The sequence below is a fragment of the Gallibacter intestinalis genome (genome assembly GCF_014982745.1).
GTDB classification, from domain to species: domain Bacteria; phylum Bacillota; class Clostridia; order Peptostreptococcales; family Anaerovoracaceae; genus Gallibacter; species Gallibacter intestinalis.
On the sequence record NZ_JADCKA010000007.1, the window covers coordinates 55,476 to 81,561 of the forward strand.

The window sequence follows — 26,086 nt, forward strand, 5'->3', positions numbered from 1 at the left end:
TAATGGTGGAGCATAGGGGATTCGAACCCCTGACCCCCACACTGCCAGTGTGGTGCGCTCCCAGCTGCGCTAATACCCCATATCGGGAACAGTATATCATATCGCTTTCGTTTTTTAAATAATTAAAAATCATTTGGATTCTTTTTCTGTTTGTTTAATTGTTTTAAAACTTCTTCAATATTATCATTTGTTATAGCGCCAGGATAATCTTGATTTAATTTTAGCAATCTTCTGCTGTTTTCAGCTTCATTTTCCTTGTTTTGCTCATATAAACTATCCAAATCTTCAGATTTAATTATGAACTCAATATCCTGTTTAACAGACTCAGAAATAATGTCCCATCCATCATACAAATCGCAAACAGCTCTATTTATATTATCCCATGTGATGATATTACCTTTTGCTGCTTCATTCTTTAAAATACCAATAATATCTGAAAGGTCATGTTTATATTCTCTTCCAGCAACCAGTTTCATAGCAATTAAATATTCAGCTGAAACAGTTCTAACGGTTAATATATTTGAAAAAGTGCGATAATATTTTGAATATCTAACAATTCTTGGTGTATATGATGTTGTATTCTTAAAATCTTCATTAAGCCATTTTCTCGGTAAATCGTATTTATTGCCAACATTATTGATAGCATCTTTTATTGCCGAAGAGGCTTGTAATAGTCCATCAATATCATAAGTCATATCTCTAAAATCATAATTTATGAGAATTGAAGCACCACCAATAAGAATAATCTCTGCAGGAGTATTTTTACCATTCAACTTGCGATATTCTTTGCCTAATTCTTTTAAATACATATCTATATTTTCTTTTGTAAATCTATTATTAGACTGCATCTCTTACATTTCCCTCCACTATGTTATGCGACAAAAACTCAGGTATGCTATTTTCTTTATATTGCTCAAGAATAGTATTGTCGTTTCTAATTTGTGCTTTTAATAATACGCTTTCGGGATAAACAATTTCATCTAATTGATAGCATCTAATATTGTCATACTTGTTACATAATGGAATATTGTTAATGCGAGATAAATAATCTACCATAGCAAGTAAATATAAAGTTTCAGGATACCATTCTTTTTTATATAACTTAGTAATCTCGTCGTTTTCAAGAACTCTAATTAAAAATTCTATATCACCCAAATCTTTTACTGCATGACAAACATTACTTTTAAATACTGAAAATGATGTTCTATATTCACTTTCAGTTATAAAAGCGTCTTTAATGAGATCTTCCATAGTACAATTAAGCACTTTAGATATTTTATATATTGTTTCTGCAGAGCATTTTTCAATTTTAGTTTTACCACAACATATATCTGCTATGGTGCTGTATGGAATACTACCATCTTTGGATAAACGATATTTTGTTATGTTGTGTTCTTCCAATAAAGTGTTCAGGTTCATATTTCATCCCTCCTACACTAATTATAATGGTATACCGTTATATGCGCAACTATATCATTTCTGTTTCTTACTTCAAAATAATTTTTGCCACCATTTTGCCACCATTTTAGTCCACAAAAGCAAAAACTCGTTGAAATTTCAACGAGTTTAATGGTGCGGCTGGCGAGATTCGAACTCGCACAAGGGAATCCTTACTGCCCCCTCAAGACAGCGCGTCTGCCTGTTCCGCCACAGCCGCATATTTATCAGCAAGCCTCAAGTTCCAAGGGTTGAAACCCGAGGCTCGGATATCAATTGTCAGTTACCGTTTTCAGAAGGTGGCGTTTCCACATCGTTATCATCAGCTTCCCTTTTTTCATAGACACAGTACCATGTCTCTATGCCTCGATACGGATTGCTAAAAGTGGATTTTATTTCGCCCTGAAATACCGGTGACTCTAGAATACCACAAGTCTGGTACCCAATGCAATAGTAATAATTATCTTCTTTTAAAATTTTTTTAATTTCATCTAAAATTGTGGCAGTTTCTTCAGGAGTTTTACCGCTCATAAATTCATCCAATTTATTGTCAAGCTCAGTATTGGAGTATCCGGTATAATTGTTTTCGCCTCCTGTTTTCAACAAGCTTCTGAAATCCATGCTTTCATCGGTGGACATTCCTCCTACATATATATCATAATTTCCTGATTTAAGGGCTGCCATATATGCTTCAGTGCTTTTCTTATCAACCGTTGCATCAATTCCGAGATTTGAAAGGCTTTCTGCTATTCTCTCGGCAGCGTCAGTCCTTTCTCTGTTAGTTTCATCAACTAAAATTTTAACAGAAAAGCTTGCGCCGTCCTCACTATCTATAATTCCGTCGTCGTTTCTGTCTTTAAGTCCTTCGTCCTTTAACAGTTTTGCAGCTTTTTCAACATCAAAGGAATAACCCTTTACTTTTTCTGTTCCCAAGTATTCCGGATAATAGATACTGTCGCTGCTGACTGCGCTTCCGTAATAGCATTCTTCCAGAATATCATTACTGTCTATACCATAAATAATGGCTTTTCTCACATTGGCATTGGAAAGAAAGCTGTTGTTTGAATTAAACCCAACAAATTCCACCTGATTTCCTATGATATCGTGAATCTGTATATCCTTTTTTGTAACAGAAGTTTTTCTCATAAGGGACTTATCATAAAGCACTGTTATATTGCTAGTTTCCACAAGCTTTGAAAGAGAGCTATCCTTTTTTACCACATTTATTCTAACGGTGCTTTCCGGTTTTGTGCCGTAATAGCTGTCGTTTATATCCAGGAGCATTTCCTTTCCCGCTTCATATGAAGAGCATACATACATGCCGCTGCCTAGAGGTTTATAATTCTTTATCGCTTTTGCAAAATCCCTTGCGCTGTCATACTTATGAGAAGCTACTATCGGAAATGACAGATAGCTTAATGACATATCATTTTCATCTTCAAACTTTATCTTTACCTCTGTACCGCTGCCACTTACAGATTTGATTTTGCTCGCCTTAGTATAGTACGGACTTGTTGTTCCAATCCTTTTAATGGCATTTACCGTAAATTCTATATCTTCTGCGTCTACTTGCACTCCATCGGAAAATGTCGCACTTTTAAGTTTTATCGTTAGAGTATCTCCCCCAAAGCCATAGCTTTCCGCAAGATCTCCCACAGGTGTTAGATTTTCATCAAAATCAAAGAGAGAGCTGTACATCAGCTTATTTATATACACCATATTTTCATCTGTGGCTATAAGCGGATTTAAGGTTTCAACGGTGTACATATATAATTCCACCTGTTTTACCTCGTTATCCACAATCTTCACATCCGTAAGAGCATCGTTTACATCTTCGCTTTTGGAGCACTCGTAAAAAATCCATACGCATGCAAAAACGATTACAGCTATAAGCAGTACTATTTTTCTTATGGTATCTTTTCTGAGATTTTTTATACTATCTATTAATTTAATCTTCATATTTCCTTAAAAGTCCATCAACCTTATTTAACAGCTCTTTTTTATCTCCGGAATTATCTATGACCTCATCGGCCAGTGCAATCTTTTCTTCGTCAGACATCTGACATGCAATTCTCTGCTTCACCTGTTCTTCAGTGACATTATCCCTCTCCATAACTCTTTTTAATCGCTGCTCCATATCAGCAATTACGAGCCATGTGGCATCACACCACTTATCCACTCCCGCTTCAAACAATATAGGTCCTTCCAAAAACATTATTCTTTCGCCCTTTTGTCGGTTAGCTTCTATTTCCGCTTCAAGCTGTCTTTTTATACCTTTATGAGTAATGGCATTGAGTGTTTTTTCATTTTCTGCATTTGTAAATGCTATGGAAGCAAGATACTTTCTTTTTAGCCTTCCTTCATCATCTAAAATATCATCTCCAAAGGCTTTCACCAGTTCATTTAGAGTTTCCATGCCCGGCTCAGTTATCTGATGGGCAATCAAATCTGCATCGCTTATTTTGTATCCCTTATCTCGGAGGTATGAGGAGACGGTGCTTTTGCCGCTACCTATTCCCCCGGTTAAACCTATGATTTTCATTAGCTATCCCTTCTGACTAATACACCTCTAAGATTACTTTAAATCCAGCCAGTTTTCTCCGGTATTTAAATCCACAACGAGTTTTACCGCCAGCTTCATGGCATTTTCCATGCTATCTCTAAGAATTTCCTTAACCTGATCAAGCTCATCTCTGCTGGTTTCAATTATAAGCTCGTCGTGCACCTGCAAAAGAAGTTTTGATTTCATGCCTCTTAAAGCGTTATATACCCTTATCATCGCAAGCTTTATTATATCTGCTGCGCTGCCCTGGATAGGTGTATTCATGGCAAGCCTTTCGCCAAGCTGTCTTACCATATATGCCGAAGCATTTATTTCCTTAATATGACGCTTCCTTCCGAGAATTGTCTTGACATACCCATGTTCCTTGCAATAGCGTACCTGCTCATCCATAAATTCCTTTACGGCAATGTGCTTTTCAAAGTAATCGCTAATGTATTTCTCAGCATCCTTCCTTGTGATTCCCAGTTCCGAACTTAAGCCAAAGGAACTCATACCGTATATCACTCCGAAATTAACCGCTTTAGCATCGCTTCTCTGCTGAGAAGTTATCTCATCCTCCGGAATACCCATTACTCTGGAGGCTGTTGCTCTATGAATGTCAAGACCTCTGTTAAATGAATCTATCAAAGCCTCGTCTCCGCTCATATGTGCAAGAACTCTTAACTCTATCTGAGAATAATCGGCACCCACCAATACATAGTTTTCATTAGCAGGAACAAAGGCTCCCCTGATAAGCCTGCCTGGTTCTTCCCTTATAGGAATATTTTGCATGTTCGGCGAGGAACTGGATATCCTTCCTGTTGCGGTTACCGTCTGATTAAATGCTGCATGAATTCTTCCGTCCTCTGCCACCATAGGCAAAAGTCCGTCTACATATGTTCCAGAAAGCTTTGTAAGTTTTCTATATTCCAAAATCAAAGGTACAATCTCATGCTTGTCCTTAACCTTTTCCAGCACTTCAGCGCCAGTAGCATAGCCACGCTTTGTTTTCTTTGCCGGTTTTAAACCAAGCTTTTCAAAGAGTATAGGTCCTAGCTGAGCCGGCGATTTAATGTTAAACTCCTCACCCGCTAGCTGATATATTCTCTCTGTAAGCTCAGCCTCTCTTTTAGCAAATTCATCTCCAAGCTTCTTAAGGTATGACTGATCCAGTGTAAAGCCAACCTTTTCCATTGAGGCCATAACCTCAATTAAAGGAAGCTCTGCATCTTCAAATACCTCTGTAAGTTCTTCAGCTTTTAGTCTTTCCTTCTGTATTTCCATAAGTCGATTGATGACTGCAAATTCCAAAGAAGCCATATCTTCAATACTTTCTTCGAAATCTTCGAACATACCAATCTGGCCTTCATTTTCCTGTTTCATGGAAACACCCAGCTCTTCGGCTGCCATGGTTTCAAGGCTGTGGTCGCTTGCAGACGGTTCCAATACATAGCCAGCAATTTCCGTATCAAAGGAAACAAAAAACTTCATATCTTTGATATGCATAAGGTCATATATCTCATTTTTAATGCCATGTCCGTAAATATAGGTCTTTGTTTCATCAATTCTATCTGCCAATTTTACTAAAGCACTGAAATCATGTCCGCAAAAAACAGTATTTCCTGCAAATATGGCAAAGGCATCAAGTTCAGGAGCTTTCATATGGCTGTGGTCAGAATATATCCTAAGGCCCACAGGCTCTTTTCCTGTAATTTCTTTAAGAAAATCATCTTCGGATATATCCCTGCCTATAACCTTAACTTTATATGTCTCAAGTTCTTGATTTTTTGACTGTTCCTGAGGTATATCAAGCCTTTTAAGGAAACTGTTGAATTCAAGTCTTTTATATATTTCTATCAGTTTGGCATAATCTGCCTCAACACATCTGTACTTTTCAAAATCAGTTTCTATAGGCACATTCCTGTTTATGGTGGCCAGTCTTTTGCTCATAAAGGCAATGCTGTAATTGTCCATCAGCTTTGTTCTGGTACCATTTGGCTCCACTTCATCGATTTTTTCGTATATTTCTTCAATGGTTGCATACTGGCAAATAAGCTTTGTCGCTCCCTTTTCTCCGATACCCGGAACTCCCGGAATGTTATCTGATTGATCGCCCATTAAAGCTTTGCAATCAATAAAATTAATTGGTTCAAAGCCGTATTTTTCAACAAAAGCCTTTCTGTCGTAAAGATCAAACTGCGAAATTCCCTTTCTTGTTATAAGAACTCCCGTATTGTCTCCTGCCAGCTGCAGAGCATCCTTATCACCTGTAATAATAAGGACCCTTTTATCCTGCTCCTCTGCCCTTTTTGAAATGGTACCAATAAGGTCATCGGCTTCAAAGCCTTCCATTTCAATCATTCCTATATTCATGGCATCCAATACTTCCTTAAGTACAGGAATCTGCATAGCCAATTCCGGAGGCATTTTCCTTCTGCCCGCCTTATATTCCTCATACTGCTTATGCCTAAATGTAGGAGCCTTTACATCAAAAGCCACGACCATATAATCAGGGTCGTAGTCTTTTTTTATTTTTTCAAGCATATTTAAAAAACCGTATATACCTTGAGTATACATGCCGTCCTTTGTTATCATGGGACGCTGCATGGCGTAATATGCTCTATTTATCAGACTGTTTCCGTCTATTATTACAATTAATTCTTTACTGTTTTTCATGAAAATAATTTTAGCAGAAATGTATTTAAAACACAAACTGCGGCTGTTAAAGTTACAATTAACTTATATAAATTCCATCCTCCAGTGGTATCTTCCGTCTTCACCCTTTTCATATATGAAATATGCACTGAAGCGATTACCTTTTTTGCTTATAAGGCCGTTAAATCCAACCTTGCCGTTTTCAAGTAACAGCTCCACCATTTTAGGCGTTACCTTTTTCCCAAAGGACTGAATATATTTATCGTCCTTCCATACAGTGAAGCCACATCCGTTTCTCCAGTTGCTACAGCCAAATGCCTTTTCAGTTTCCACTACTGGGTTACCACATTCAGGACATTTGCCAACCACATGGGCATCCTCAGGAATCTTAACCGTTCCTCCAAAGGTTTTATCACCCTTTATCTTTTCAACGGAATCCGCAACAAAACCCTTTATAAAGGACATAAATTCGCTTCTTTTAAACTTTCCTCTTTCTATATCCGCAAGAGTTTTCTCAAGCCTTCCCGTATAATCCAGGTCAAATAGTTCTCTTACGGGAAAGGTCTCAACCATCATCTTTCCCATATTAGTACACCTTAATGACCTGTTTTTTGTTGTAATGTATCCGGCGATTTTAAGTTTTTTTATCGTTTCAGCTCTCGTTGCCGGAGTGCCTATGGAAAATCCGCTTAAAATGGACATCATCATTTCCTCTGAATCCTCTTCCTGTTCAGGGTCCACACTTTTTCCGCAGGTTTCCATTACCTTAAGCAGTGTTTTTTCCGTATGGTGTTTAGGCGGCTTTTTTACAACTTCGCTGACTTTACCGTCCTTTACAGTAAGAATCTCGCCCTTTTCCACATCTGGCAGCACAGTATCCTTTGACTGGATCTTTTCCGCCTGACGGAAGCCTTCCACTTTCTGCACTTTACCTCTGACAATAATCACATCTTCAGAGTCCATAATCTCAGATTTTTGTATAATCTCTTCTCTTGGTTTTATTTCAAGTCTTGTTTCCTCACTGACCGCCTGGGGCAGAAACTGAGCTAAAAATCTATTTTTAACCGCTTCATATACCTGTCTTTCCTCTTCACTTAATTTTTGTGGAAGAACATATGTCGGCATAATGGCGCTGTGGGATTCAACTTTACTGCTATCAAATATTCTCTTAGTGTCCTTAAACTTAAGCTCCGATTCAAATGGTGTACCTTTTCCAACCGTCGCCAAAACCTTTCTTGCCTTATCCTTAAGACTCTCATCAAGAACGCTGCTGGCCGTTCTCGGATACGTTATATATTTCTTTTCATAAAGATCCTGTGCGACCTTAAGTACCTTATCAGCTGTCCAACCGTTATATCTTCCGGTTATGTATCCCTGAAGATTTGAAAGATTAAACAGATACGGAGGATTTTCCCTTTTAGTATCAACATCCTTTTCAGTAACTCTTACCTTCTCTCCAGTTAAAGCCTCAAGGATTTTATCTGCCTCTTCCTTATCGGTAAACTTTTCACTTCTTTTTGTTTTACCGTCGCTACTTTCACCATCATCGCTGTCCTCTGTTTCTCCAGTCTCCACAGGTCTATAGAATGTCCCTTCAAAGGTCTCACCTTTTTCGTTTTCCAGGGTAAGCAGTACCTTATAATATTTACTACTTTCAAATTTTTCTATTTCCATATCCCTGTCGTATATTATTTTAAGGGTCGGCATGAGCACTCTGCCCACATTCAACAGCGCGTCATATCCCATATTGGCATACTTTACCGTAGCCACTGATGTAAGATTTATTCCTATAAGCCAATCAGCAGTCTGACGGCCAAATCCTGCATCGCTTAAAGACTCCATTTCTGTATTGGGTTTAAGATTGTCCAAGCCTGCAGATACTTCATCCCTTGTCCATTCATTTAAAAGAAGCCTGTTGATTTTTTTGTCTGTTTTAATGTACTTAAAAATCTCATCTGCAATTATCTGACCTTCCCGATCCCAGTCAGTTGCAGATACAATTTCTCCCACATCATCTCTGTCCATAAGCTTTTTTATGGTGTCCAGCTGGCGGCGGGCTCCCTCATCGGTTTTCTTTCTGTTCTCGTTTTCTGTCTTTATTTTGTACATGAAGTCCTTTGGAATAAACGGGAAGTTTTCCATTTTCCAAGAGCCTGCCATTTTTTCATCATAATCTACGGCGTCGTATAACTGAAGCAGGTGACCGAACACCCATGTTATGATGTAATGGTCACCTTCTATATATCCGTTTTCTCTTTTACCTCCGCCTGTGGCCTCTGCTATATTTCCCGCCACCGACGGCTTTTCTGCTATTATGAGTTTTTTCAATGTCTTACCTTTTATCTTAAAAACAATTTTAAAAGTTTTCTTTTACCATTTGTATAAGGGGGATACCTAAAACCAAAATCCGGTCGTCTACCCTTTTCTATACCTTTAGGTCTTGAGAAAGTCTCAAGGCTATATCTACCATGATAACTACCCATGCCTGAATCTCCTGTACCTCCAAATGGCAGGCTGTTTGCTGCAACATGCATAATAGTATCGTTTATACATCCTCCTCCAAAGGCTACATTACTGCATATTCTTTTAGCCGTCTTCATATCCTTAGTGAACATGTATAAAGCAAGAGGTCTTGGTCTTTGCATGATATTTAACACAGCCTGTCCGAGATTATCAAAGGGAATAATCGGAAGCACTGGCCCGAATATTTCCTCCTGCATAACAGGATCTCCATCTTTTACATCCAACAAAACAGTAGGCTCAATACGAAGGCTTTCTTCATCATACCTTCCTCCGTAAACTGCGTTGCCACTGTCAATATATCCTGTAAGCCTTATAAAGCTTTCTCTGTTTATTATTTTAGGATAATCTTCATTTTCTACAGCATCCCCATACATGGCTTTTACATAGGAATATATGCGTTCTGCCAACAGTCCGTAAATTTTTCTGTCTGCTAACACATAATCTGGCGCAACGCATGTCTGTCCAGCGTTTATGCATTTACCCCATGCAATTCGTCTTGCCGCCAGTTCTATATCTGCAGTTTCATCAACTATGCACGGACTTTTACCTCCCAGCTCCAAGACAACGGGAATTAAATCCTTGGAAGCCATTTCCATAACATGACGTCCGGTCTTTGCACTTCCAGTAAAAAATATCATATCCGGGTGCCCTGCCATAAGCTCATCATGGCTCAGATCTTCATCAGCAACAAAGACTTCTTTTTCATCGAAGACGTCTTCAATAATTCTAGCGATAATACTTGATGTGTTCGGCGATTTCCTTGAAGGCTTTATAACTGCACAATTTCCCGCTGCTATTGCACCTACAAGAGGCATCATAGTCAACTGAAAGGGATAGTTCCATGGTGATATTATAAGAATCGAGCCATAAGGCTCTCTTAATACATATGAAGATGCCGGAAAATGAGTAAACGGAGTTTTTACCTTTTTAGGCTTCTGAAAACTCTTTAGTTTAGATAGCATAAACCGTATTTCTTCCTTTACAGGAGCTATTTCAGTCATCAGAGCTTCCATATCTGATTTACCCAAGTCCTTTTTTAAAGCATCTGCAATTTCACTTTCATGGTCGTTTACAGAGACTAGCAGTTCCTTTAATCTTCTTTCCCTACGGTTAATGTTGGAAAAGCCTCCCGTCATTAGATATTTTTTCTGGGATGATATTATCTCTCCGGCTGTCTTACACATAAGCTACACCTTCTCATAGCCTGCAGCTGCCATCATAGCCTCAGCTTCTTCTTTTGTAAGTTTCATATTTACACATAAATTTATTAAATCTTCTCTGCTCATTTCCGGATCCTGAGCTGTACTGAGACATATAAACTGATCCTTATCCATCTTTATACCGCTAAAAGTTATTTCTCCCGAAGCTATTTTTCTGTCGTATAAACGGAAGAAAACGACCCGAAGCGGTGTGTCCGGATCGCTGTTTACTGGTTCCAATGAATATGTCTTTTCAAGATATTCTTTCATTTCTTCCTTCTTTCTTGTCCATGAAACGATAAGCTATATTATTGCTAGTTTATACAAAGCTTAACAAATCATCTATGGACTTTCTCTTAGGTGCTTGAGGAAACTCCCCTTCCGGGTATCCCATAGCTATAAAAGCTTCAATCTGCTGTCCCTCAGGAATGTTGACAAGCTCTGCCACTTTATATTCATCAAATATTCCCATAATAACTGTGCCGATACCCTTGTCATGGGCTGCAAGACAGAATGTCTGGCATGCTATACCGGCATCAAAGTTCTGCCATCTGTCTTCCTTAGGTGTGGAATAAGAGCCATCTCTTTCATATCCGCTTCTGCCAGTAACAACATTTACTATTACAAGGGCAGCGGCCTTTTTAAGAGTCTTTGTATTATGCTCAAAGCCAAGTACACAATCCTCAGCTATCTTATCTATGATTTCTCTGTCTTCCACCACAATATATCTGGCGATTTGACTATTTTTCCATGAAGGAGCAAAGGCTGCAGCCTCCACAATCTCTTCAATCACTTTTCTGTCAATTTTCTGATCAGTAAAATTTCTTACGCTTCTTCTTTCTTTAATACACCTGATGGTTTCCATAACTGTTTCCCCCGACATATATTCTCAACATTTGACAAAAACATTTGTCTTATAATTATACTACACCCTATGGCATTCTTCCACGCTTTTTGTTAAAATATGATTTGATTTTGTTTAGTAAAAGAAAGGAAGCCCATGAGAAACAATAAATTATCAACTCTAGTAAAGGGATTTATCATTGGCGGTACTATGCTGGTTCCTGGAGTCAGTGGTGGCACTATGGCAATGATATTAGGCATATATGAAGACCTTATATCTGCAGTCAGCAATTTCATGAAACAAAAAAAACAAAGCCTCATATTTTTAGGATTGTTTTGCGTAGGAGCCTTTGCCGGCATGGCACTTCTCGCCAAGGGTATACTTGCACTTTTAGAAAAATTCAATATGCCTGTAATGTACTTTTTTATAGGTGCAGTAATCGGCGGCATACCTATGATTTTGAAATCCTGCGGACTTAAAAGGCTGTCTCTTTCGACGCTTATATATCCAATAATAGGAGCAGCAATTGTTATGTCTGTTGAGCTTATACCTAAAGGACTCTTTGAAATAGATTCCATGTACTCACCTTCTGGACTGCTTATACTATTTATCGCAGGATTTATTGCAGCCATAGCCCTGATACTGCCTGGAATAAGCGTATCCTTCGTACTGCTAGTGCTGGGAATATATGAAAACCTTATAAAAGCCTTTGACCAGTTCGATATAGTATATCTCGGCATTCTTGCATTGGGACTTGCAGCCGGCATCATAGGAACCACCAAAATTTTAGACAAGGCCATGAAAAAGTACACGCGTCCTACTTATCTAATTATCCTTGGATTTGTAATAGGCTCCGTGATACCTGTATTTCCGGGCGCTCCATCCGGTATCGGCCTTGTAATCTGTCCTGTATGCCTGATTTTAGGAATCGGAATCATCCAGTTACTTTTTATGCTGGATAAAGAAAGCTAATGATAAAATAGCAAATCAATATAAAACAGCAGAACTCTTTATCGAGATCTGCTGTTTTTTTCAGCCTTGTATTCATTCCATATGCCTATTCTTTCCTTAAGAAGATTGACATATTCATTAGCGATTTCGGATAGTTCTCTGTGTTTAAGCTTTATCATTCCAAGTTCTGCCTTTATTTCAGGAGACAGAGTAATATATCTCAAATCATCATACCAATCTTCATGACTGTGATCCTTTTTCGTATCTATGAATACAGCATTTGTTTTTCTTACCGCAGCCATTACGGTTCCCAGATTAGGTAAAGACATTGTTATCTTGCGTACGCCTATATCCCTTAATGAGCTCATCCACATAGCGTCTGTGCTTTCCGTAATATGGGAAATAAACGAGCAATTTTCAAGATGTTCTATACCGATAACATCCCCTTCTATATAGTACAGAGGATTGTTTTTTCCCACCACAACACATATGAGTTCTTCTGCCAAAGTTTCATACTCAAGGTTATAAAAGGAAAGATGTCTTTTAAACATATCCTTCTTATCTTCGAAGAGCCTTACTATCCCAATCTCACTTCTTGATGAGGCGACATTATCAAATATTATATTCATCGCGCCGTCTTCGACCTTAAGGTGCATATCCTCGCCCTTATGGTTATTATAAAGATCAAGAAGCGTATCCTTGGCCAGCACCGAGAAGTTATTTGAAACTGACAGCAGTTTAGATTTTTCTGATTCCGCCTTTGCTAAATCATTTAAAAATTTCATCTCCTGCTGTATCACCTTCGCCCTTCTATATACTTCTTCGCCTAAGAGTGTCAGCTTATTTCTCCTGCCGCTTTTTTCAAAAATCTTAAACCCCAGCTCGTTTTCAAAGCTTTTCATGGAAGTGCTTAAAGTTGGCTGCGCCATGTTAAGCTTCATTGCAGCTTCACTCATATTTCGTGATTCTACTATTGTTATCAATTGTTCAAAATAATCCATTCTCATGCACTAATTATATCATTTATTAGCACTTTTTAATACAATATGATTAAAAATTCGAATATATACATATACTCTATTATAGTAAAATTTAAATAAGAAACTATATATTAAAGAGAGGTAGATATTATGAAAGATTCAAAGAAAGGCAGATACTTTACGGCTGTCAGCCTCGGTACTGCTGCAGTATGGTTTTCAACCCACTGCGGAGCCGGATTTGCCTCAGGTACTCAGGAACTGCAGTACTTTGTAAACCACGGTTGGTTCGGTCCTTTAATGCCCCTTATTGCGATGGCAATAGTAGCCTTCACATTCTATGTGGGTATTGAAAGCGCTCGTCAGACTGACACATGGAACTACAACGGTTGGTCAAAGCAGGCGACAGAGCCTATCGGAAGATTTTGTTCCGTAATGATGGATGTTGGTATTATCATCACAACAGTCTCCGCAACGGCTGCTTCCCTGGCATCCGGTGCCACACTCATTGCGCAGACATTCCATGTTCCGACTATGATAGGTTCCATTATCATGCTGGCATGCGTAACCGTAATCTGTATATTCGGCGCATCACTTGTTAGAAAAAACGCTATGGTAATGACAGTTGGCATCCTCGTTATTATTGCCATTATCCTTGTGATGGGACTTGCAAAATTCTGGCCTAACATCGTTGAACTATTCAAAGAAGGATATGTAAATCCTGAAGCTTCAAAGTGGAGCGTTACAGGTTCAAGTAACGATGTTACACAGGGTACATTCGGAAACGCTATTTTATGGGCACTTACTTACGCTGGTTTCCAGGTAACTGCCATAGGCGGTGTTGCAGCTTCCTTTAAGGGTGCTATGAGCAAAAAAGAATCCAAGGGAGCTATGATTGTAGGTTATGTAATAAATGTTATAATGCTCTGCGGAATCTGCTTCCTGATTTTCTCTGGAATGCCTGAAGTATACACTGATCCTGAAGCAAAACTGCTTCCTACAGTATGGGTAGTAAATCATCTCGATTCCACTATACTTGCAGTAATCTATCCTATACTTCTGTTCTTGGCACTTATAACTACTGCAGTAGGTTTCACCTTCGGTATGGTTGAAAGACTCAACCCTTATGTTCTTAAGAACATGAAGAACGCTACATTGAGAAACGCTATAATCGCTCTGATTTGTCTGCTAGTTTCCTACGGCGTATCTACAATGGGTCTCATGTGGGTTGTACAGGTTGCATACAAATACCTGGGTATATATAACTGGATATTCGTTATCCTTCCTCTGTGGATCCTTGGTCTTAAAAACATCAGAAAAAGACGCCTTGCATCCATGGAACAGCTGGATAATAAATAAGCCCAATAGGAAAACATTTAATTCTTTTTCGAAAATCAAAGTTCGATATATAAGTAAAAAGGAAATGAGGTCGCATATGACTTCATTTCCTTTTTTAATGCTATATTCCAAAAAATGATATCTGATCCGTTTCCTGCATACCTTCTAGTAAACCATTTTCTCTCAATGCCTGTATTGCAGTTTTATTGGCCTTTGCCCTGTTTTGAATTTCTTCAACTGTAGCAAACGGCCTTTTTTCATATTCGTCGGCGATAGCTTTAGCACAGTTTTCTCCGACACCTGCCAGAGCGCACAAAGGCACAGTGACTTTACCGTCTTTTACACTAAATCTCATTGCATCACTATTCTCAAAGGATGGTTCCATAAAGTCATAGCCCCTGGCTGCCATTTCATAACATATCTCAAGAACTAGCACCTCACCTTCCTCCTTGGTGGTTATGCTCTTTCCCTTTGCAGCCAGTTCATCCATACGATTTAAAATAGCACCTTTGCCCTTCTTTATTACATCCCAGTTAAAATCAGCAACCTTTGTAGTAAGATGTGCCGCATAAAAGGCCAAAGGCTGATAAACCTTAAACCATGCTATTCGGTATGCCATGGTTACATAAGCCACCGCATGAGCTCTTGGGAACATGTATTGTATTTTTCTACATGAATCAACATACCACTGTGGAGCTCCATTATCAGTCATAAGCTTTGCCTCTTCATCGGTAACACCTTTACCTTTACGAACCTTTTCCATAATCGTAAAGGCAGGAATAGGTTCAACTCCTTTAAGTATAAGGTAATTCATTATGTCATCACGGGTGGAAATCGCATTTTGCATCGTTGCGACACCCTCTTTTATATAGTCTCTGGCATTTCCAAGCCATACATCCGTACCGTGGGAAAATCCTGAAATTCTTATTAAGTCTGCAAACTTTGTAGGATGCGTATCATCAAGCATCTGTCTTACAAATTTTGTACCGAACTCGGGTATACCGTAGCTTCCGTGTTTAAATCTGTAATCAGGATCCTTTATATCCAGCGCATCGGTTCCCAAGAATATACTGTTTACTTTCTCATCCTTTAACGGTACTTCCTTAATCGGATCAATTCCCGTCATATCCTGAAGATGCCTTATTATCGACGGTGCATCGTGTCCCAGTATATCAAGCTTCAGCAGGTTTTCATCTATGGCATGATAATCAAAATGCGTGGTAATAAAATCAGAATTTATATCATTGGCCGGATGCTGCACCGGACAGAATTCATATATCTCATGACCTTCAGGTAAGATAATGATTCCTCCCGGATGCTGCCCTGTTGTTCGTTTTACACCTTCACAACCCTTGGCAAGTCTCTCGCATTCATATTTATTTACCGGCATCTGTCGCTCTTCAAAATATTTCAGCACAAAGCCGAAAGCTGTTTTAGTGGCAATGGTGCCTATTGTACCGGCCTTGAAAACATTTTTTGCTCCAAATATTTCATCGACATATTTGTGTGCTATCGGCTGATATTCTCCTGCAAAGTTAAGATCTATATCAGGCTCCTTCTGTTTTCCCGGTATACCCAAGAATGTTTCAAAAGGAATCGTAAATCCTTCCTGCTTCAGTTTGGCACCGCATACAGGACAAACCTTTTCAGGCATATCAACGCCACAGTCATATTCGTTTTCATCTCCCCATTCAAGATATTTGCATTCCGGACAAATATAATGAGGCGGAAGCGGATTAACCTCCGTAATGCCTGCCATGGTAGCTGCAAAAGAAGATCCCACAGATCCTCTGGAGCCAACAAGATACCCGTCCTGCATTGACTTTCTTACAAGCATCTGGGCAGAGACATACATCACCGCATAGCCCTCATCTATAATCGCCCTAAGTTCATCATCCAGCCTCTTTTGTATCAAATCAGGAAGGGGATCACCATATATCTCATGAGACTTTGCATAGCATTCTTTTCTCAGGGTTTCATCGGCATTTTCTATATGTGGAGGAAACTTACCCTTAGGAACAGGTCTGATATCCTCTATCATATCAGCAATCATATTAGGATTTGTTACTATGACTTCCTTAGCCGTTTCCTGATCAAGATAATCAAAAGCCTCAAACATTTCATCAGTTGTTCTGAAATAAAGGCCACCTTCTCCGAGGTCCTTGTATCCCTGTCCTGCCATAAGAATTCTTCTATATATCTGATCTTCTTCATCTATATAGTGGGCATCGCAAGTGGCAACAACAGGTTTATTATGCTTTCTTCCCAGCTCAATTATCTTAAGATTAAGCTTTATCAATCCCTGCCTATCCTCAACAGTTCCATTATTTACTAGGAACTGATTGTTTATGAGAGGCTGTATTTCAAGGTAGTCATAATACGATACTATGTCATCTACCTGTTCTTCAGGCAAATCATTTAATACTGCTCTGAAAACTTCTCCTGCTTCACAGGCAGAACCTATAATAAGTCCCTCCCTGTTAGCTGTGAGTACAGATTTTGGTATTCTCGGTCTCTTATAAAAGTAGTCCAAATGAGACAGAGAAACCAGCTTATACAGATTTTTAAGTCCCTCCTGGGTTCTTGCTATTATTATTATATGATTTGTACCCTTCCTTTTATAATCTATGGTACCGTCCGGATTTATAAGATCTGAATCATCCAAAAGATAACCTTCCACTCCATATATTATCTTTATATCGCCGCCTGCAGCCTTTGCTGCTTCAGGAAAGGCCTGAACAACTCCGTGATCTGTTATAGCAACAGCCTTGTGTCCCCATGCCTTTGCTCTCTTTACATATTCCTTTACATCGGAGAGGCCATCCATAGCGCTCATTTTGGTATGAGCATGAAGCTCTACCCTCTTTTCCTCCGCATCATCGGTTCTCACCTTTTTAGGCACCTTCTCCAGAGCCTTAATCATAAGCACAGGGGTATTTGCATAACTATCAAACTCAGCTGTTCCGCTGACCCTTATGCTATCTCCTTCCTTGAGATTTTCATCTAAAAGCTCCCATCTATCATTATCCATAAAAGATTTGCCGCATACGGATGTTTTTTTATCAGAAAAGAGTATTGTAACTATCAGCTTACCGCTTTTTATAGTTTTTGATGTTATGCCAAAAACTTCACCTTCAAGGATACAGTCTCCACTAAGCTCTGAAAACTGAGTCATAGGCATAGCTTCACCGCTAAATGCCTTTCCAAAAATCCTGTTGCCTACAACTTTTGGCTTTTCTTTAGTTTTGCCCTTCTTCTCTTTCTTGTCCTTTTTGTCTTCATTATTTTCTTTTACGTCTTTTGCAGCTAAATCCGCTGTAGGAGGCATTTTCATAATCACAGCTGCCGGAGTTCTTCTATCCTTTTCTGCTTGATTATAAGCCTCACTGTCATTTACAAAAATAACTTCAGCACTGTATCCAAAAGCGTCCGTAATCATCTGCGAAAACATTTCCGCAAGACTTTCATTAAGCTCCTCTGCTATTCGCTGTCCAACAGTAAAAAAGGTTACTGTTCCCTCATCAAATTCAAAACGATCTCTCCTTATACTGTTAGTGAGATGACAATACCTGCCATTGGCTTTTCTAATCATATGTTCTAAAAAATGACCTACAGCTTCCTTTTTATCCATGGCCATTTCTTTATCGTAATCAAAGATGAACTCAACCTGTGAAACTCCCGGAACATTTTTTATCAGGATTTCTTCAGCTTTTTCCACCTCTGATACGGGAATAACAAAATTCAGTCCCACTTCAACAGTCAGCTTCCCCGTCACCTTTGACAGAGAAGCCTCCTGCATTTTGTATTCATATTTATCATCAATTTTACAGTGCTTGAATATATCTCTCATAATTATTGATCATATCTATAATCGCTGCGCTGATTTCATTTTCAGCCACAGTTTTTACCGTTCTGCCGTTAATAAATAACAGTCCTCTGCCATCACCGCATGCAACCCCTAAATCGGCGCCTGCAGCCTCACCAGGTCCGTTCACCTCGCATCCCATAACAGCTACCGTCAAAGGCCTTAATCCTGCCTTAGATCTTTCATTCCCTGCCACAGCCAAATCCTTTTCCATACGTGATATGATATTTTCAAGGTTGACCTTTGTCCTGCCACATGTAGGGCATGACACGAGATTTATGGGCTGGCTATAAAGTCCTGCAGAAGCCAGGATTTCCCTTGCAGCTATAATTTCGTTAATCGGATTTCCCGTAAGAGAAACTCTCATAGTATCGCCTACTCCTGCTAAAAGTAAACCTCCTATGCCAACGGCACTTTTTATTTTTCCTCTCTCCACGGTACCAGCTTCAGTTACACCCACATGAAGCGGATAATCTGTTTCTTTAGACATCTTCATATATGCATCGTAATTCATCTTAGGGTCCGATGCCTTTAAGGAAATTACAATATCGTTAAAATCAAGGTCTTCCAACATTCTGACATTACGCAGAGCACTTTCAACGAGTCCTTCTGCCGTAACCCCTCCGTTTTTTTCTAAAATATCCTTCTGCAGAGAACCTGAATTTACACCTACTCTAATAGGAATTCCTCGCTCCTTTGCCATATCGGCAACCTTCTTTACATTATCACGACTTCCTATATTCCCCGGATTGATTCTTATTTTATCAGCTCCGTTTTCCATTGCCGCAAGAGCAAGTCTATAATCAAAATGAATATCTGCTACCAATGGAAGAGGTGAATTCTTTTTTATTTCACCAAATGCCTTTGCTGCTTCCATATCCGGTACCGCAAGGCGCATTATCTGACACCCTGCATCAGCCAGCTCAATAATTTGCTCACTGACCTCTTTAACATTTTTTGTATCTATATTGCTCATGGATTGTATGCTCACAGGTGCTCCTCCGCCTATGGCAACATCTCCAACCATTACTCTTTTAGTCATAGCTATCACCTCTACTTAAATATCGGCAATACAAATCTCAATATATCCTGCCATGTTACATATACCATAAGCAGCATCAAAAGCACCATACCGATAAGATGTACTGTGGCTTCCATATTGTCGGTTATGGCCTTTCCCGTAATTTTTCTTATAACCACAAATATGAGTCTTCCTCCATCAAGAGCCGGAAATGGCAACAGATTTATCACAGCTAGATTTAAACTCATCATCGCTGTAAAATAAATAAATGTCATAAAGCCCTGAGAAACCGATTGATCAACCATATAAACTATTCCCACAGGTCCTGCAAGATCCTTTGTAGAAACCTCTCCTGTAATAAGCTGTTTTATTACAGTATACATGTTTTTAGTCATATCCCAGGTGGCCTCAGGCCCCTTTACTATGGACTTAAAGGCACTTCTTTCCATTTGGGTCCCGACGCCTATAATATATCTGCCATCTTCACCCTTTTCAGGGGTAGCATAAACTTCAACTTCGCTACCGTTTCTCTCAACAACCAGCTGCAAAGGTTCGCCGTTATCATGCTTTTCAACTATATCCGTAAAATCATACCAGTCATCGACTACGGTTCCGTCAGCCTCAAGTATAACATCGCCTGCAACTATACCTGCGGCTTGCGCTGGTGAATCCTCTTGCACATTTCCTATGGTAGATGTAGGAAAACCGATATAATATGTCACTATAATCATCAGGACTATAGCCATAATCAGGTTCATACCTGCGCCTGCCACCAGAATTATAGCCTTTTGCCATGCCGGTTTCTTGTTGAACGCCTTTTCGTCTTCGCTGTCCTCATCTTCGCCTTCCATGGCACAATATCCACCGATTGGTATGATTCTAAGTGAATAAAGGGTCTCTCCCCTTTGCCTTTTAATAATTGCAGGGCCCATGCCCAGAGCAAATTCATTGACCTTTACACCACATGCCTTGGCTGCAATAAAATGCCCAAGTTCGTGAATAAAGATCAGTATACAGATCATTATAATCGCAAAAACTATCGTCATATTTTCTTCCTTATACTCCAATCATATACTCAAATTATCCGTGCTTTTGACTCTTTAAATACTAGCACGAACCTCTCTATCCGCTTCCAGTATCTGGTCAAGAGTCGGCTCGTAAACAGGATTATGTTTATTTAAAACATCTTCCAGCGTATTTTGTATATCTAAAAATGAAATTTCCTTTTTAAGAAATCTTTCCACTAAAACCTCATTGGCTCCATTAAGAACAACAGGATATGTGCCTCCTTTTTTTGAAGCTTCAAAAGCCAGAGAAAGGCATCTAAATGTATCATAATCTGGCTTTTCAAATGTCAGATTTGCTCCGTCACTAAACATATCCAGCTTTTCAGAAAGGTCTGCAAGTCTGTCAGGATAAGAAAACGCCAATCCAATAGGAACTTTCATATCTGGAACTCCCATCTGAGCAATCACAGAGCCATCGCAAAATTCCACTGCACTGTGTACTATGCTCTGGGGATGGACTAAAACCTGAATGCTGTCAATATCTATATCAAAAAGCCATCTTGCTTCAATCACCTCAAAGCCCTTGTTCATCATCGTTGCACTGTCAATGGTAATTTTACTTCCCATATCCCAGTTAGGATGATTTAAAGCCTGCTCTAAAGAAACATTTTCAAGTTCCTTTAATGATTTACCTCTAAAAGGTCCTCCGGAAGCCGTTAAAAGGATTCTGCTTACATCCTTGCGCATACCTGCATGCAAGCACTGAAATATTGCACTGTGCTCACTGTCTACGGGAAGCATCTTAACACCGTTTTTTCTGACAGCGCTCATAATTACCTCGCCACCGGTAACTAACGTTTCCTTATTTGCAAGAGCAATATTTTTACCTGCTTCTATTGCAGCATAAGTCGGAGCCAGCCCTCTTATACCCACAAGAGCGTTTAAAACCATTTCGTGGTCACCTAAAGAAGCTGCCTTCTTTAAACCATCATCTCCGTAAATAATCTCTGTATCTGGATGCTTTTTAGAAAGCTCAGCTGCCTGACTTTCTTCTGCAACAACCGCCACTTCAGGTTTAAATCTATTGATTTGTTCAGACAAAAGTTCTGTTCTTTTTCCGCATGAAAGCACAGTAACTTTGTATTTATCAGGATTCTTTTCAATGATATCCAGCGCTTGTGTTCCTATGGAACCTGTGCTTCCAAGTATTGCTATTTTTTTCATCTTCTGACCTCGTCAGTCTTATCCTATTACCAGTGCTATGTAATAATATACAAGAGGCGCTGTAAACAGCACACTGTCAAATCTGTCTAAAATACCGCCATGACCCGGTATCAGATTTCCGTAATCCTTTATGCCCATCTTGCGCTTAAATACTGAAGCGGTTAAATCTCCAAGCTGAGAAATTATACCTCCAAGAAGACCTATAACAAAGCAATGAACCAGATATTCCTCCGCAAAGAAATATCCAAAGAGTCCACATAATATAACGCTTGCCAATGTGCCTCCCACTGAACCTTCAATACTCTTCTTTGGACTAATATGAGGACACAGCTTGTGCTTTCCTATAGCCATTCCCGTAAAATATGCAAATATATCTGTACCAAAGGCGGAAATAACTATAAGCCATATGAGTATGGACGCATCTGTCTGTTCCACCAAAAGTACATGGTAGGAAAAGAATATAACATATACTATACCAACTATTGTGCTCATAGCATCTTCAAGCTTCCTGTGCTCGATGTTAAACAGATACAACATAGAAAGCAACACACTTAAAAACAGCCATAGCATATGCCATGTGTCATTTTCCGTAAATATGTTCATGGCGTATAAAAAGATTGCTGACAGTAAAGCCACAGGATATGATGGATGTACATCCATTGCCTTAAACCCTCTGAAAAATTCATATACACCAACTATTGCAATTATAAAACATGCTGCCGTAAGCACATATCCGCCAAAGTATAATACCGCTAAAAGGGGTACCATTATCAGCCCAGAAAGAATTCTTGTCTTCACCGGTTATTTCCTCCCTCCGAAGCGTCTGTCCCTGCTCTGGAATATTTCTATGGATTTTTCAAACTCTTCCGGCGTATAATCCGGCCAGAGAGTATCTGTAAATACCATTTCCGCATAGGCAAGCTGCCATAAAAGGAAATTTGAAAGGCGTATTTCTCCACTGGTTCTTATTACAAGATCAGGGTCAGGGATTTCCTGCTGTCCAGTATATAATTTTTTTGAAAACAGCTTTTCATCCACATCATCTGCAGTGATTTTGCCCAAAGCTGCATCTTCTGCAATGGACTTTGCGGCTCTAACCATTTCATCCCTAGAGCCGTAATTTAACGCAATATTAAATTTCAATCCAGTGTTGTTCTTAGTGCTATCCAAAGTCATTAGAAGCTTTTCCTTTACCTTATCGGAAAGCCCTGACCAATCACCTAATATACTCACCTTTACATTTGAATCGCAAAGCTCTTTTAGCTCACTATCCACATATTTTATCAGCAAGTTAAAAATACCGCTTACTTCTTCCTCTGATCTCTTCCAGTTTTCTGTAGAAAAAGCGTAAACGGTCAGATATTCAACACCTATTTCACCAGCATGGCGTACTATTTCCTTCATAGCCTTCATACCAGCATTATGTCCCATTACACGAGGGAGTTTTCTTTTTTCGGCCCAGCGACCGTTGCCATCCATAATGATGGCAACGTGAGCCGGTATTCTTTCGTAATCAATCATTTTAGATTTCCATTATCTCCTTATCTTTGGCAGCTACAACATCGTCAATTGTTTTAATTCCCTTATCGATGCTCTTCTGAATCTTATCCAGACCTTCCTTAAGATCATCCTCTGTCAGATCTCCGTTTTTCTGTTCCTTCTTAAGATCTTCATTAGCTGTTCTTCTGAGATTTCTCAAAGCAACCTTAGCTTCCTCACCGTAAGCCTTTACTGTCTTTGTAAGCTCTTTTCTTCTGTCTTCAGTAACCTGAGGAATTGTAAGTCTGATAACCTTGCCATCATTACTAGGAGTAATTCCGAGATTTGCTTCATTGATTCCATGTTCAACTTCCTTGATAATAGAAGAATCAAAAGGTGTAATTGCAATAGTTCTCGGATCAGGCACAGATACATTTGCCAGCTGCTTAAGAGGTGTTGGTACATCGTAATATTTAACCATTACCTTATCCACCATTGCAGCATTTGCTTTACCTGCTCTTACCGTAATAAGGTCTTCCTTAAGTCTTGCTACTGTTTTTTCTATTTTAACGTCTAAAGTTTCAAATATCTTGTCGCTCATTTTATTTCCTCCGCAATATTTAAGAATTTATCTTTTATCGAATAACCGTACCAATCTTTTCACCGCATACGGCCTTCATAACGTTACCGTCATCACTTATACCAAATACATGAATGGTGATATCATTATCCCTGCAAAGGGATGCAGCTGTCGAATCCATAACTTTAAGATCCTTTTCAAGTACCTCATAATGTGTGAGTTCATCATATCTTACAGCATCAGGATTTGTTTCTGGATCATCGGAATAAACAGCATCTACCTTCTTAGCTAAAAGTATCACATCCGCATCTATTTCAGCTGCTCTTAAGGCCGCTGTAGTATCAGTTGAGAAGAAAGGATTACCTGTACCGGCACCAAATATAACAACTTTACCGCCTTCCAGATGATGAACCGCTTTTCTTCTGATATACGGCTCGGCTATTTCTCTCATCTCTATGGCTGTCTGAACTCTTGTCTGAACACCAACGGATTCTATAGCCTCCTGAAGTGCCAGTGAGTTTATTACCGTTGCCAGCATTCCCATATAATCAGCTGTAGCCTTATCCATGTCCTTGCTGGTTCTTCCTCTCCAGAAGTTACCTCCACCGACAACTATGGCTACCTGTACTCCAAGCTCATGCACTTCCTTAACCTGTCTTGCCACATTTTTAAGGGTGTCTCCGTCCAAACCGAATTTTTCATCGCCGGCCAAAGCCTCACCACTTATCTTAAGGATTACTCTTTTGTACTTAGGTTCCATTGCTTTCTCCTCTATTATTTCAATCTGTACATCTAAAATTATCTCGTAATATTATAGCATAAATGAATATAAAGAAAAAGAAGGCATTTCTACCTTCTTTCAATGATTTCCCCTTCTGTGGAAAGTACAACCGTCTGCGACGGAATAAGCTTTCCGCTATCTTCAAGTGCCTTGTTTACAGCCATTTCCATACCTCCGCAACACGGCACCTGCATTCTTACTAAAGTAATGCTTTTAATATTATTATTCGCAAAAATCTCCGTAAGTTTTTCCGAATAGTCCACTGGATCTAACTTAGGACATCCCATAAGAGTAACCCTGTCTTTCATAAAGGTTTCATGGAAACTTCCGTAAGCGTATGCACTGCAATCAGCTGCTATTAAAATATCTGCTCCGTCAAAATAATCCGCCTTTACAGGTGCCAGTCTTATCTGAACTGGCCAGTTTGAAAGATACGTTTTTTGCATTTTGCTTAAGTCATCCTGATTATTATCCTTTGCAATCGAATTATTTTTAGCTATCCTCGCTTTAACTGCAGCCTCATCATAAGGAGCAGCCTCCCTTTCTTCTATAGTAATGGCATTCATAGGACATGCAGGAAGGCAGTCACCCAGCCCATCACAGTAATCCTCTTTAATAAGCTCCGCTTTGCCATTCTCATTTAAAGCAATCGCCTGTTCGTGACATGCATTAACACACAGTCCGCATCCGTTGCATTTTTCCTGATCTATTTTTACAATCTTTCTTTTCATCTTTATTACCTCCTTGATGTTACGATATCATTATATCCGTGTATATATGTACTGTCCGTTGTTTTTACAACAAAAGGTGAAAAAAATGAATAATAATATTAAACTATTAAAAAAATCTCTTATTTTTAATGGACTGACCAATGCGGAGCTCGATAAGTTACTATCAGATATTTCATCCAAGCCGAGAACCATTCCAAAAGGAACTGCAATACTTATTGAAGGAGAAATTACAAATAAAGCATTCTTAATTGTAAGTGGTGAAGTTATAATCAGCAGAACAGACTACTGGGGCAATCAATCAATAATAGCTAAGCTTACCGCTCCGGATATATTTGGAGAAACCTTTGCTTTTATAGAAGATATGCCTGTAACTGTCGATGTAACGGCATCTTCACAATGCACTCTTATTTCTCTGGAAAGAGATAAAATGCTATCAAATGTTTCTGATTCAGCTGTAAAGGAAAAACTTCTTAAAAACCTTATATATCTTTTTGCGGAAAAGAATTATTATCTATCAGGGAAAATAACAGTTTTATCACAAAGGGGAATAAGGAAAAAACTTCTTTCATATCTATCACAAAAAGCCAGCGAAAATGGCAGCAGCAGTTTTGATATTGATTTTAACCGTCAACAGCTTGCAGACTATCTGTCAGTGGATAGAAGTGCTTTAAGCAGCGAAATAAGCAAATTAAAAGAGGAAGGCCTTATAGAGAACCATAAAAAACATTTTAGTCTCTTAGAGCCTTAAGTACAATTTCATATATGGAAAATAAAAAACCAGACCTATTATAGTCTGGTTTTTATAAAACCGGCGATGTCCTACTTTCCCAGGCAGTCTCCCACCAAGTATCATCAGCGCTACGGAGCTTAACTTCTGTGTTCGGGATGGGTACAGGTGTAGCCTCCGCGCTATTATCACCGGATTACCTTAA

General features: G+C 39.1%; 22 protein-coding genes, 2 tRNA genes and 1 rRNA gene. 3 read left to right on the forward strand and 22 right to left on the reverse strand.

The window, feature by feature from the left end; all coding sequences use genetic code 11:
• Positions 1-3 precede the first annotated feature (3 nt).
• The 11 genes from INF20_RS05135 to INF20_RS05185 all read right to left on the reverse strand — a co-directional run bounded on the left by INF20_RS05135 (position 4) and on the right by INF20_RS05185 (position 11,221).
• Positions 4-79, reverse strand: a tRNA-Ala gene (locus INF20_RS05135).
• 43 nt (positions 80-122) lie between these two features.
• A complete protein-coding gene (locus tag INF20_RS05140) occupies positions 123-848 on the reverse strand; it encodes a DUF6036 family nucleotidyltransferase (protein WP_226385308.1) in 726 nt (241 codons plus the stop codon).
• The gene (locus tag INF20_RS05145) at positions 838-1,419 is read right to left on the reverse strand and encodes a helix-turn-helix domain-containing protein (RefSeq protein ID WP_226385309.1); all 582 of its coding nucleotides are present in this window, start codon (positions 1,417-1,419) and stop codon (positions 838-840) included. The genes INF20_RS05140 and INF20_RS05145 overlap by 11 nt, the downstream gene beginning before the upstream one ends.
• A gap of 151 nt (positions 1,420-1,570) precedes the next feature.
• Positions 1,571-1,657: transfer RNA gene (locus INF20_RS05150), tRNA-Leu, on the reverse strand.
• Positions 1,658-1,716: 59 nt separating this feature from the next.
• Positions 1,717-3,396, reverse strand: coding sequence for an ABC transporter substrate-binding protein (locus INF20_RS05155; protein WP_226385310.1), 1,680 nt, complete (start codon positions 3,394-3,396; stop codon positions 1,717-1,719).
• Positions 3,386-3,979, reverse strand: a complete 594-nt coding sequence (coaE, locus tag INF20_RS05160; protein ID WP_226385311.1) for a dephospho-CoA kinase — start codon at positions 3,977-3,979, stop codon at positions 3,386-3,388. The genes INF20_RS05155 and coaE overlap by 11 nt, the downstream gene beginning before the upstream one ends.
• 33 nt (positions 3,980-4,012) lie before the next feature.
• Positions 4,013-6,655 (reverse strand): DNA polymerase I, encoded by a 2,643-nt coding sequence (gene polA, locus INF20_RS05165; protein WP_226385312.1) that lies wholly within the window; start codon positions 6,653-6,655, stop codon positions 4,013-4,015.
• 63 nt (positions 6,656-6,718) lie between these two features.
• Entirely contained in the window at positions 6,719-8,962 is a 2,244-nt protein-coding gene (locus tag INF20_RS05170) for a type IA DNA topoisomerase (protein ID WP_226385313.1), read from the reverse strand.
• Positions 8,963-8,973: 11 nt separating this feature from the next.
• A complete protein-coding gene (locus INF20_RS05175; protein ID WP_226385314.1) occupies positions 8,974-10,341 on the reverse strand; it encodes an aldehyde dehydrogenase family protein in 1,368 nt (455 codons plus the stop codon).
• A gap of 3 nt (positions 10,342-10,344) precedes the next feature.
• A complete protein-coding gene (locus INF20_RS05180; protein WP_226385315.1) occupies positions 10,345-10,626 on the reverse strand; it encodes a hypothetical protein in 282 nt (93 codons plus the stop codon).
• A gap of 49 nt (positions 10,627-10,675) precedes the next feature.
• Positions 10,676-11,221, reverse strand: coding sequence for a nitroreductase family protein (locus tag INF20_RS05185; protein WP_226385316.1), 546 nt, complete (start codon positions 11,219-11,221; stop codon positions 10,676-10,678).
• 135 nt (positions 11,222-11,356) lie between these two features.
• Between INF20_RS05185 and INF20_RS05190 the strand changes: the two genes are divergently transcribed.
• A complete protein-coding gene (locus INF20_RS05190; RefSeq protein ID WP_226385317.1) occupies positions 11,357-12,172 on the forward strand; it encodes a DUF368 domain-containing protein in 816 nt (271 codons plus the stop codon).
• Between the two features lie 38 nt (positions 12,173-12,210).
• Here the strand turns inward: INF20_RS05190 and INF20_RS05195 are convergent, their stop codons facing one another.
• The gene (locus INF20_RS05195) at positions 12,211-13,152 is read right to left on the reverse strand and encodes a LysR family transcriptional regulator (RefSeq protein ID WP_226385318.1); all 942 of its coding nucleotides are present in this window, start codon (positions 13,150-13,152) and stop codon (positions 12,211-12,213) included.
• Positions 13,153-13,281: 129 nt separating this feature from the next.
• Between INF20_RS05195 and INF20_RS05200 the strand changes: the two genes are divergently transcribed.
• Positions 13,282-14,487: a YkvI family membrane protein gene (locus INF20_RS05200; protein WP_226385319.1), complete on the forward strand. Its 1,206-nt coding sequence runs from the start codon at positions 13,282-13,284 to the stop codon at positions 14,485-14,487.
• 100 nt (positions 14,488-14,587) lie between these two features.
• Here INF20_RS05200 and INF20_RS05205 read toward each other — a convergent pair whose 3' ends face one another.
• From INF20_RS05205 to INF20_RS05245, 9 genes are all read right to left on the reverse strand, one after another.
• Positions 14,588-18,316 (reverse strand): PolC-type DNA polymerase III, encoded by a 3,729-nt coding sequence (locus INF20_RS05205; protein ID WP_226385320.1) that lies wholly within the window; start codon positions 18,314-18,316, stop codon positions 14,588-14,590.
• Entirely contained in the window at positions 18,291-19,373 is a 1,083-nt protein-coding gene (ispG, locus tag INF20_RS05210; protein WP_226385321.1) for a flavodoxin-dependent (E)-4-hydroxy-3-methylbut-2-enyl-diphosphate synthase, read from the reverse strand. Before ispG ends, INF20_RS05205 begins: the two co-directional genes overlap by 26 nt.
• A gap of 11 nt (positions 19,374-19,384) precedes the next feature.
• Complete coding sequence (gene rseP, locus INF20_RS05215) at positions 19,385-20,398, reverse strand: RIP metalloprotease RseP (protein ID WP_226385322.1); 1,014 nt, start codon at positions 20,396-20,398, stop codon at positions 19,385-19,387.
• A gap of 54 nt (positions 20,399-20,452) precedes the next feature.
• Positions 20,453-21,583, reverse strand: coding sequence for a 1-deoxy-D-xylulose-5-phosphate reductoisomerase (locus tag INF20_RS05220; protein WP_226385323.1), 1,131 nt, complete (start codon positions 21,581-21,583; stop codon positions 20,453-20,455).
• An 18-nt stretch (positions 21,584-21,601) separates the two neighbouring features.
• Positions 21,602-22,381, reverse strand: a complete 780-nt coding sequence (locus tag INF20_RS05225; RefSeq protein ID WP_226385324.1) for a phosphatidate cytidylyltransferase — start codon at positions 22,379-22,381, stop codon at positions 21,602-21,604.
• Positions 22,382-22,384: 3 nt separating this feature from the next.
• The gene (locus INF20_RS05230; protein ID WP_226385325.1) at positions 22,385-23,104 is read right to left on the reverse strand and encodes an isoprenyl transferase; all 720 of its coding nucleotides are present in this window, start codon (positions 23,102-23,104) and stop codon (positions 22,385-22,387) included.
• A 1-nt stretch (position 23,105) separates the two neighbouring features.
• Positions 23,106-23,663: a ribosome recycling factor gene (gene frr / locus INF20_RS05235; RefSeq protein WP_226385326.1), complete on the reverse strand. Its 558-nt coding sequence runs from the start codon at positions 23,661-23,663 to the stop codon at positions 23,106-23,108.
• Positions 23,664-23,697: 34 nt separating this feature from the next.
• Complete coding sequence (pyrH, locus tag INF20_RS05240) at positions 23,698-24,402, reverse strand: UMP kinase (protein ID WP_226385327.1); 705 nt, start codon at positions 24,400-24,402, stop codon at positions 23,698-23,700.
• A gap of 89 nt (positions 24,403-24,491) precedes the next feature.
• Positions 24,492-25,154, reverse strand: coding sequence for an ATP-binding protein (locus INF20_RS05245; protein ID WP_226385328.1), 663 nt, complete (start codon positions 25,152-25,154; stop codon positions 24,492-24,494).
• 85 nt (positions 25,155-25,239) lie between these two features.
• Between INF20_RS05245 and INF20_RS05250 the strand changes: the two genes are divergently transcribed.
• On the forward strand, positions 25,240-25,902 hold the full coding sequence (locus INF20_RS05250; RefSeq protein ID WP_226385329.1) for a Crp/Fnr family transcriptional regulator: 663 nt from the start codon (positions 25,240-25,242) through the stop codon (positions 25,900-25,902).
• A 58-nt stretch (positions 25,903-25,960) separates the two neighbouring features.
• Here the strand turns inward: INF20_RS05250 and rrf are convergent.
• Positions 25,961-26,077: ribosomal RNA gene (gene rrf / locus INF20_RS05255) — 5S ribosomal RNA — on the reverse strand.
• Between the last annotated feature and the right edge of the window lie 9 nt (positions 26,078-26,086).

Coding starts and splice junctions, on each gene's coding strand:
- polA (WP_226385312.1), bottom strand. CDS start 6,655: ATGAAAAACAGTAAAGAATTAATTGTAATAATAGACGGAAACAGTCTG.
- pyrH (WP_226385327.1), bottom strand. CDS start 24,402: ATGGAACCTAAGTACAAAAGAGTAATCCTTAAGATAAGTGGTGAGGCT.
- INF20_RS05245 (WP_226385328.1), bottom strand. CDS start 25,154: ATGAAAAGAAAGATTGTAAAAATAGATCAGGAAAAATGCAACGGATGC.
- INF20_RS05205 (WP_226385320.1), bottom strand. CDS start 18,316: ATGAGAGATATATTCAAGCACTGTAAAATTGATGATAAATATGAATAC.
- INF20_RS05145 (WP_226385309.1), bottom strand. CDS start 1,419: ATGAACCTGAACACTTTATTGGAAGAACACAACATAACAAAATATCGT.
- INF20_RS05155 (WP_226385310.1), bottom strand. CDS start 3,396: ATGAAGATTAAATTAATAGATAGTATAAAAAATCTCAGAAAAGATACC.
- INF20_RS05175 (WP_226385314.1), bottom strand. CDS start 10,341: ATGTGTAAGACAGCCGGAGAGATAATATCATCCCAGAAAAAATATCTA.
- INF20_RS05200 (WP_226385319.1), top strand. CDS start 13,282: ATGAAAGATTCAAAGAAAGGCAGATACTTTACGGCTGTCAGCCTCGGT.
- rseP (WP_226385322.1), bottom strand. CDS start 20,398: ATGACGATAGTTTTTGCGATTATAATGATCTGTATACTGATCTTTATT.
- INF20_RS05140 (WP_226385308.1), bottom strand. CDS start 848: ATGCAGTCTAATAATAGATTTACAAAAGAAAATATAGATATGTATTTA.
- INF20_RS05220 (WP_226385323.1), bottom strand. CDS start 21,583: ATGAAAAAAATAGCAATACTTGGAAGCACAGGTTCCATAGGAACACAA.
- INF20_RS05185 (WP_226385316.1), bottom strand. CDS start 11,221: ATGGAAACCATCAGGTGTATTAAAGAAAGAAGAAGCGTAAGAAATTTT.
- coaE (WP_226385311.1), bottom strand. CDS start 3,979: ATGAAAATCATAGGTTTAACCGGGGGAATAGGTAGCGGCAAAAGCACC.
- INF20_RS05190 (WP_226385317.1), top strand. CDS start 11,357: ATGAGAAACAATAAATTATCAACTCTAGTAAAGGGATTTATCATTGGC.
- INF20_RS05195 (WP_226385318.1), bottom strand. CDS start 13,152: ATGGATTATTTTGAACAATTGATAACAATAGTAGAATCACGAAATATG.
- INF20_RS05250 (WP_226385329.1), top strand. CDS start 25,240: ATGAATAATAATATTAAACTATTAAAAAAATCTCTTATTTTTAATGGA.
- ispG (WP_226385321.1), bottom strand. CDS start 19,373: ATGACTAAAAGAGTAATGGTTGGAGATGTTGCCATAGGCGGAGGAGCA.
- INF20_RS05180 (WP_226385315.1), bottom strand. CDS start 10,626: ATGAAAGAATATCTTGAAAAGACATATTCATTGGAACCAGTAAACAGC.
- INF20_RS05230 (WP_226385325.1), bottom strand. CDS start 23,104: ATGATTGATTACGAAAGAATACCGGCTCACGTTGCCATCATTATGGAT.
- frr (WP_226385326.1), bottom strand. CDS start 23,663: ATGAGCGACAAGATATTTGAAACTTTAGACGTTAAAATAGAAAAAACA.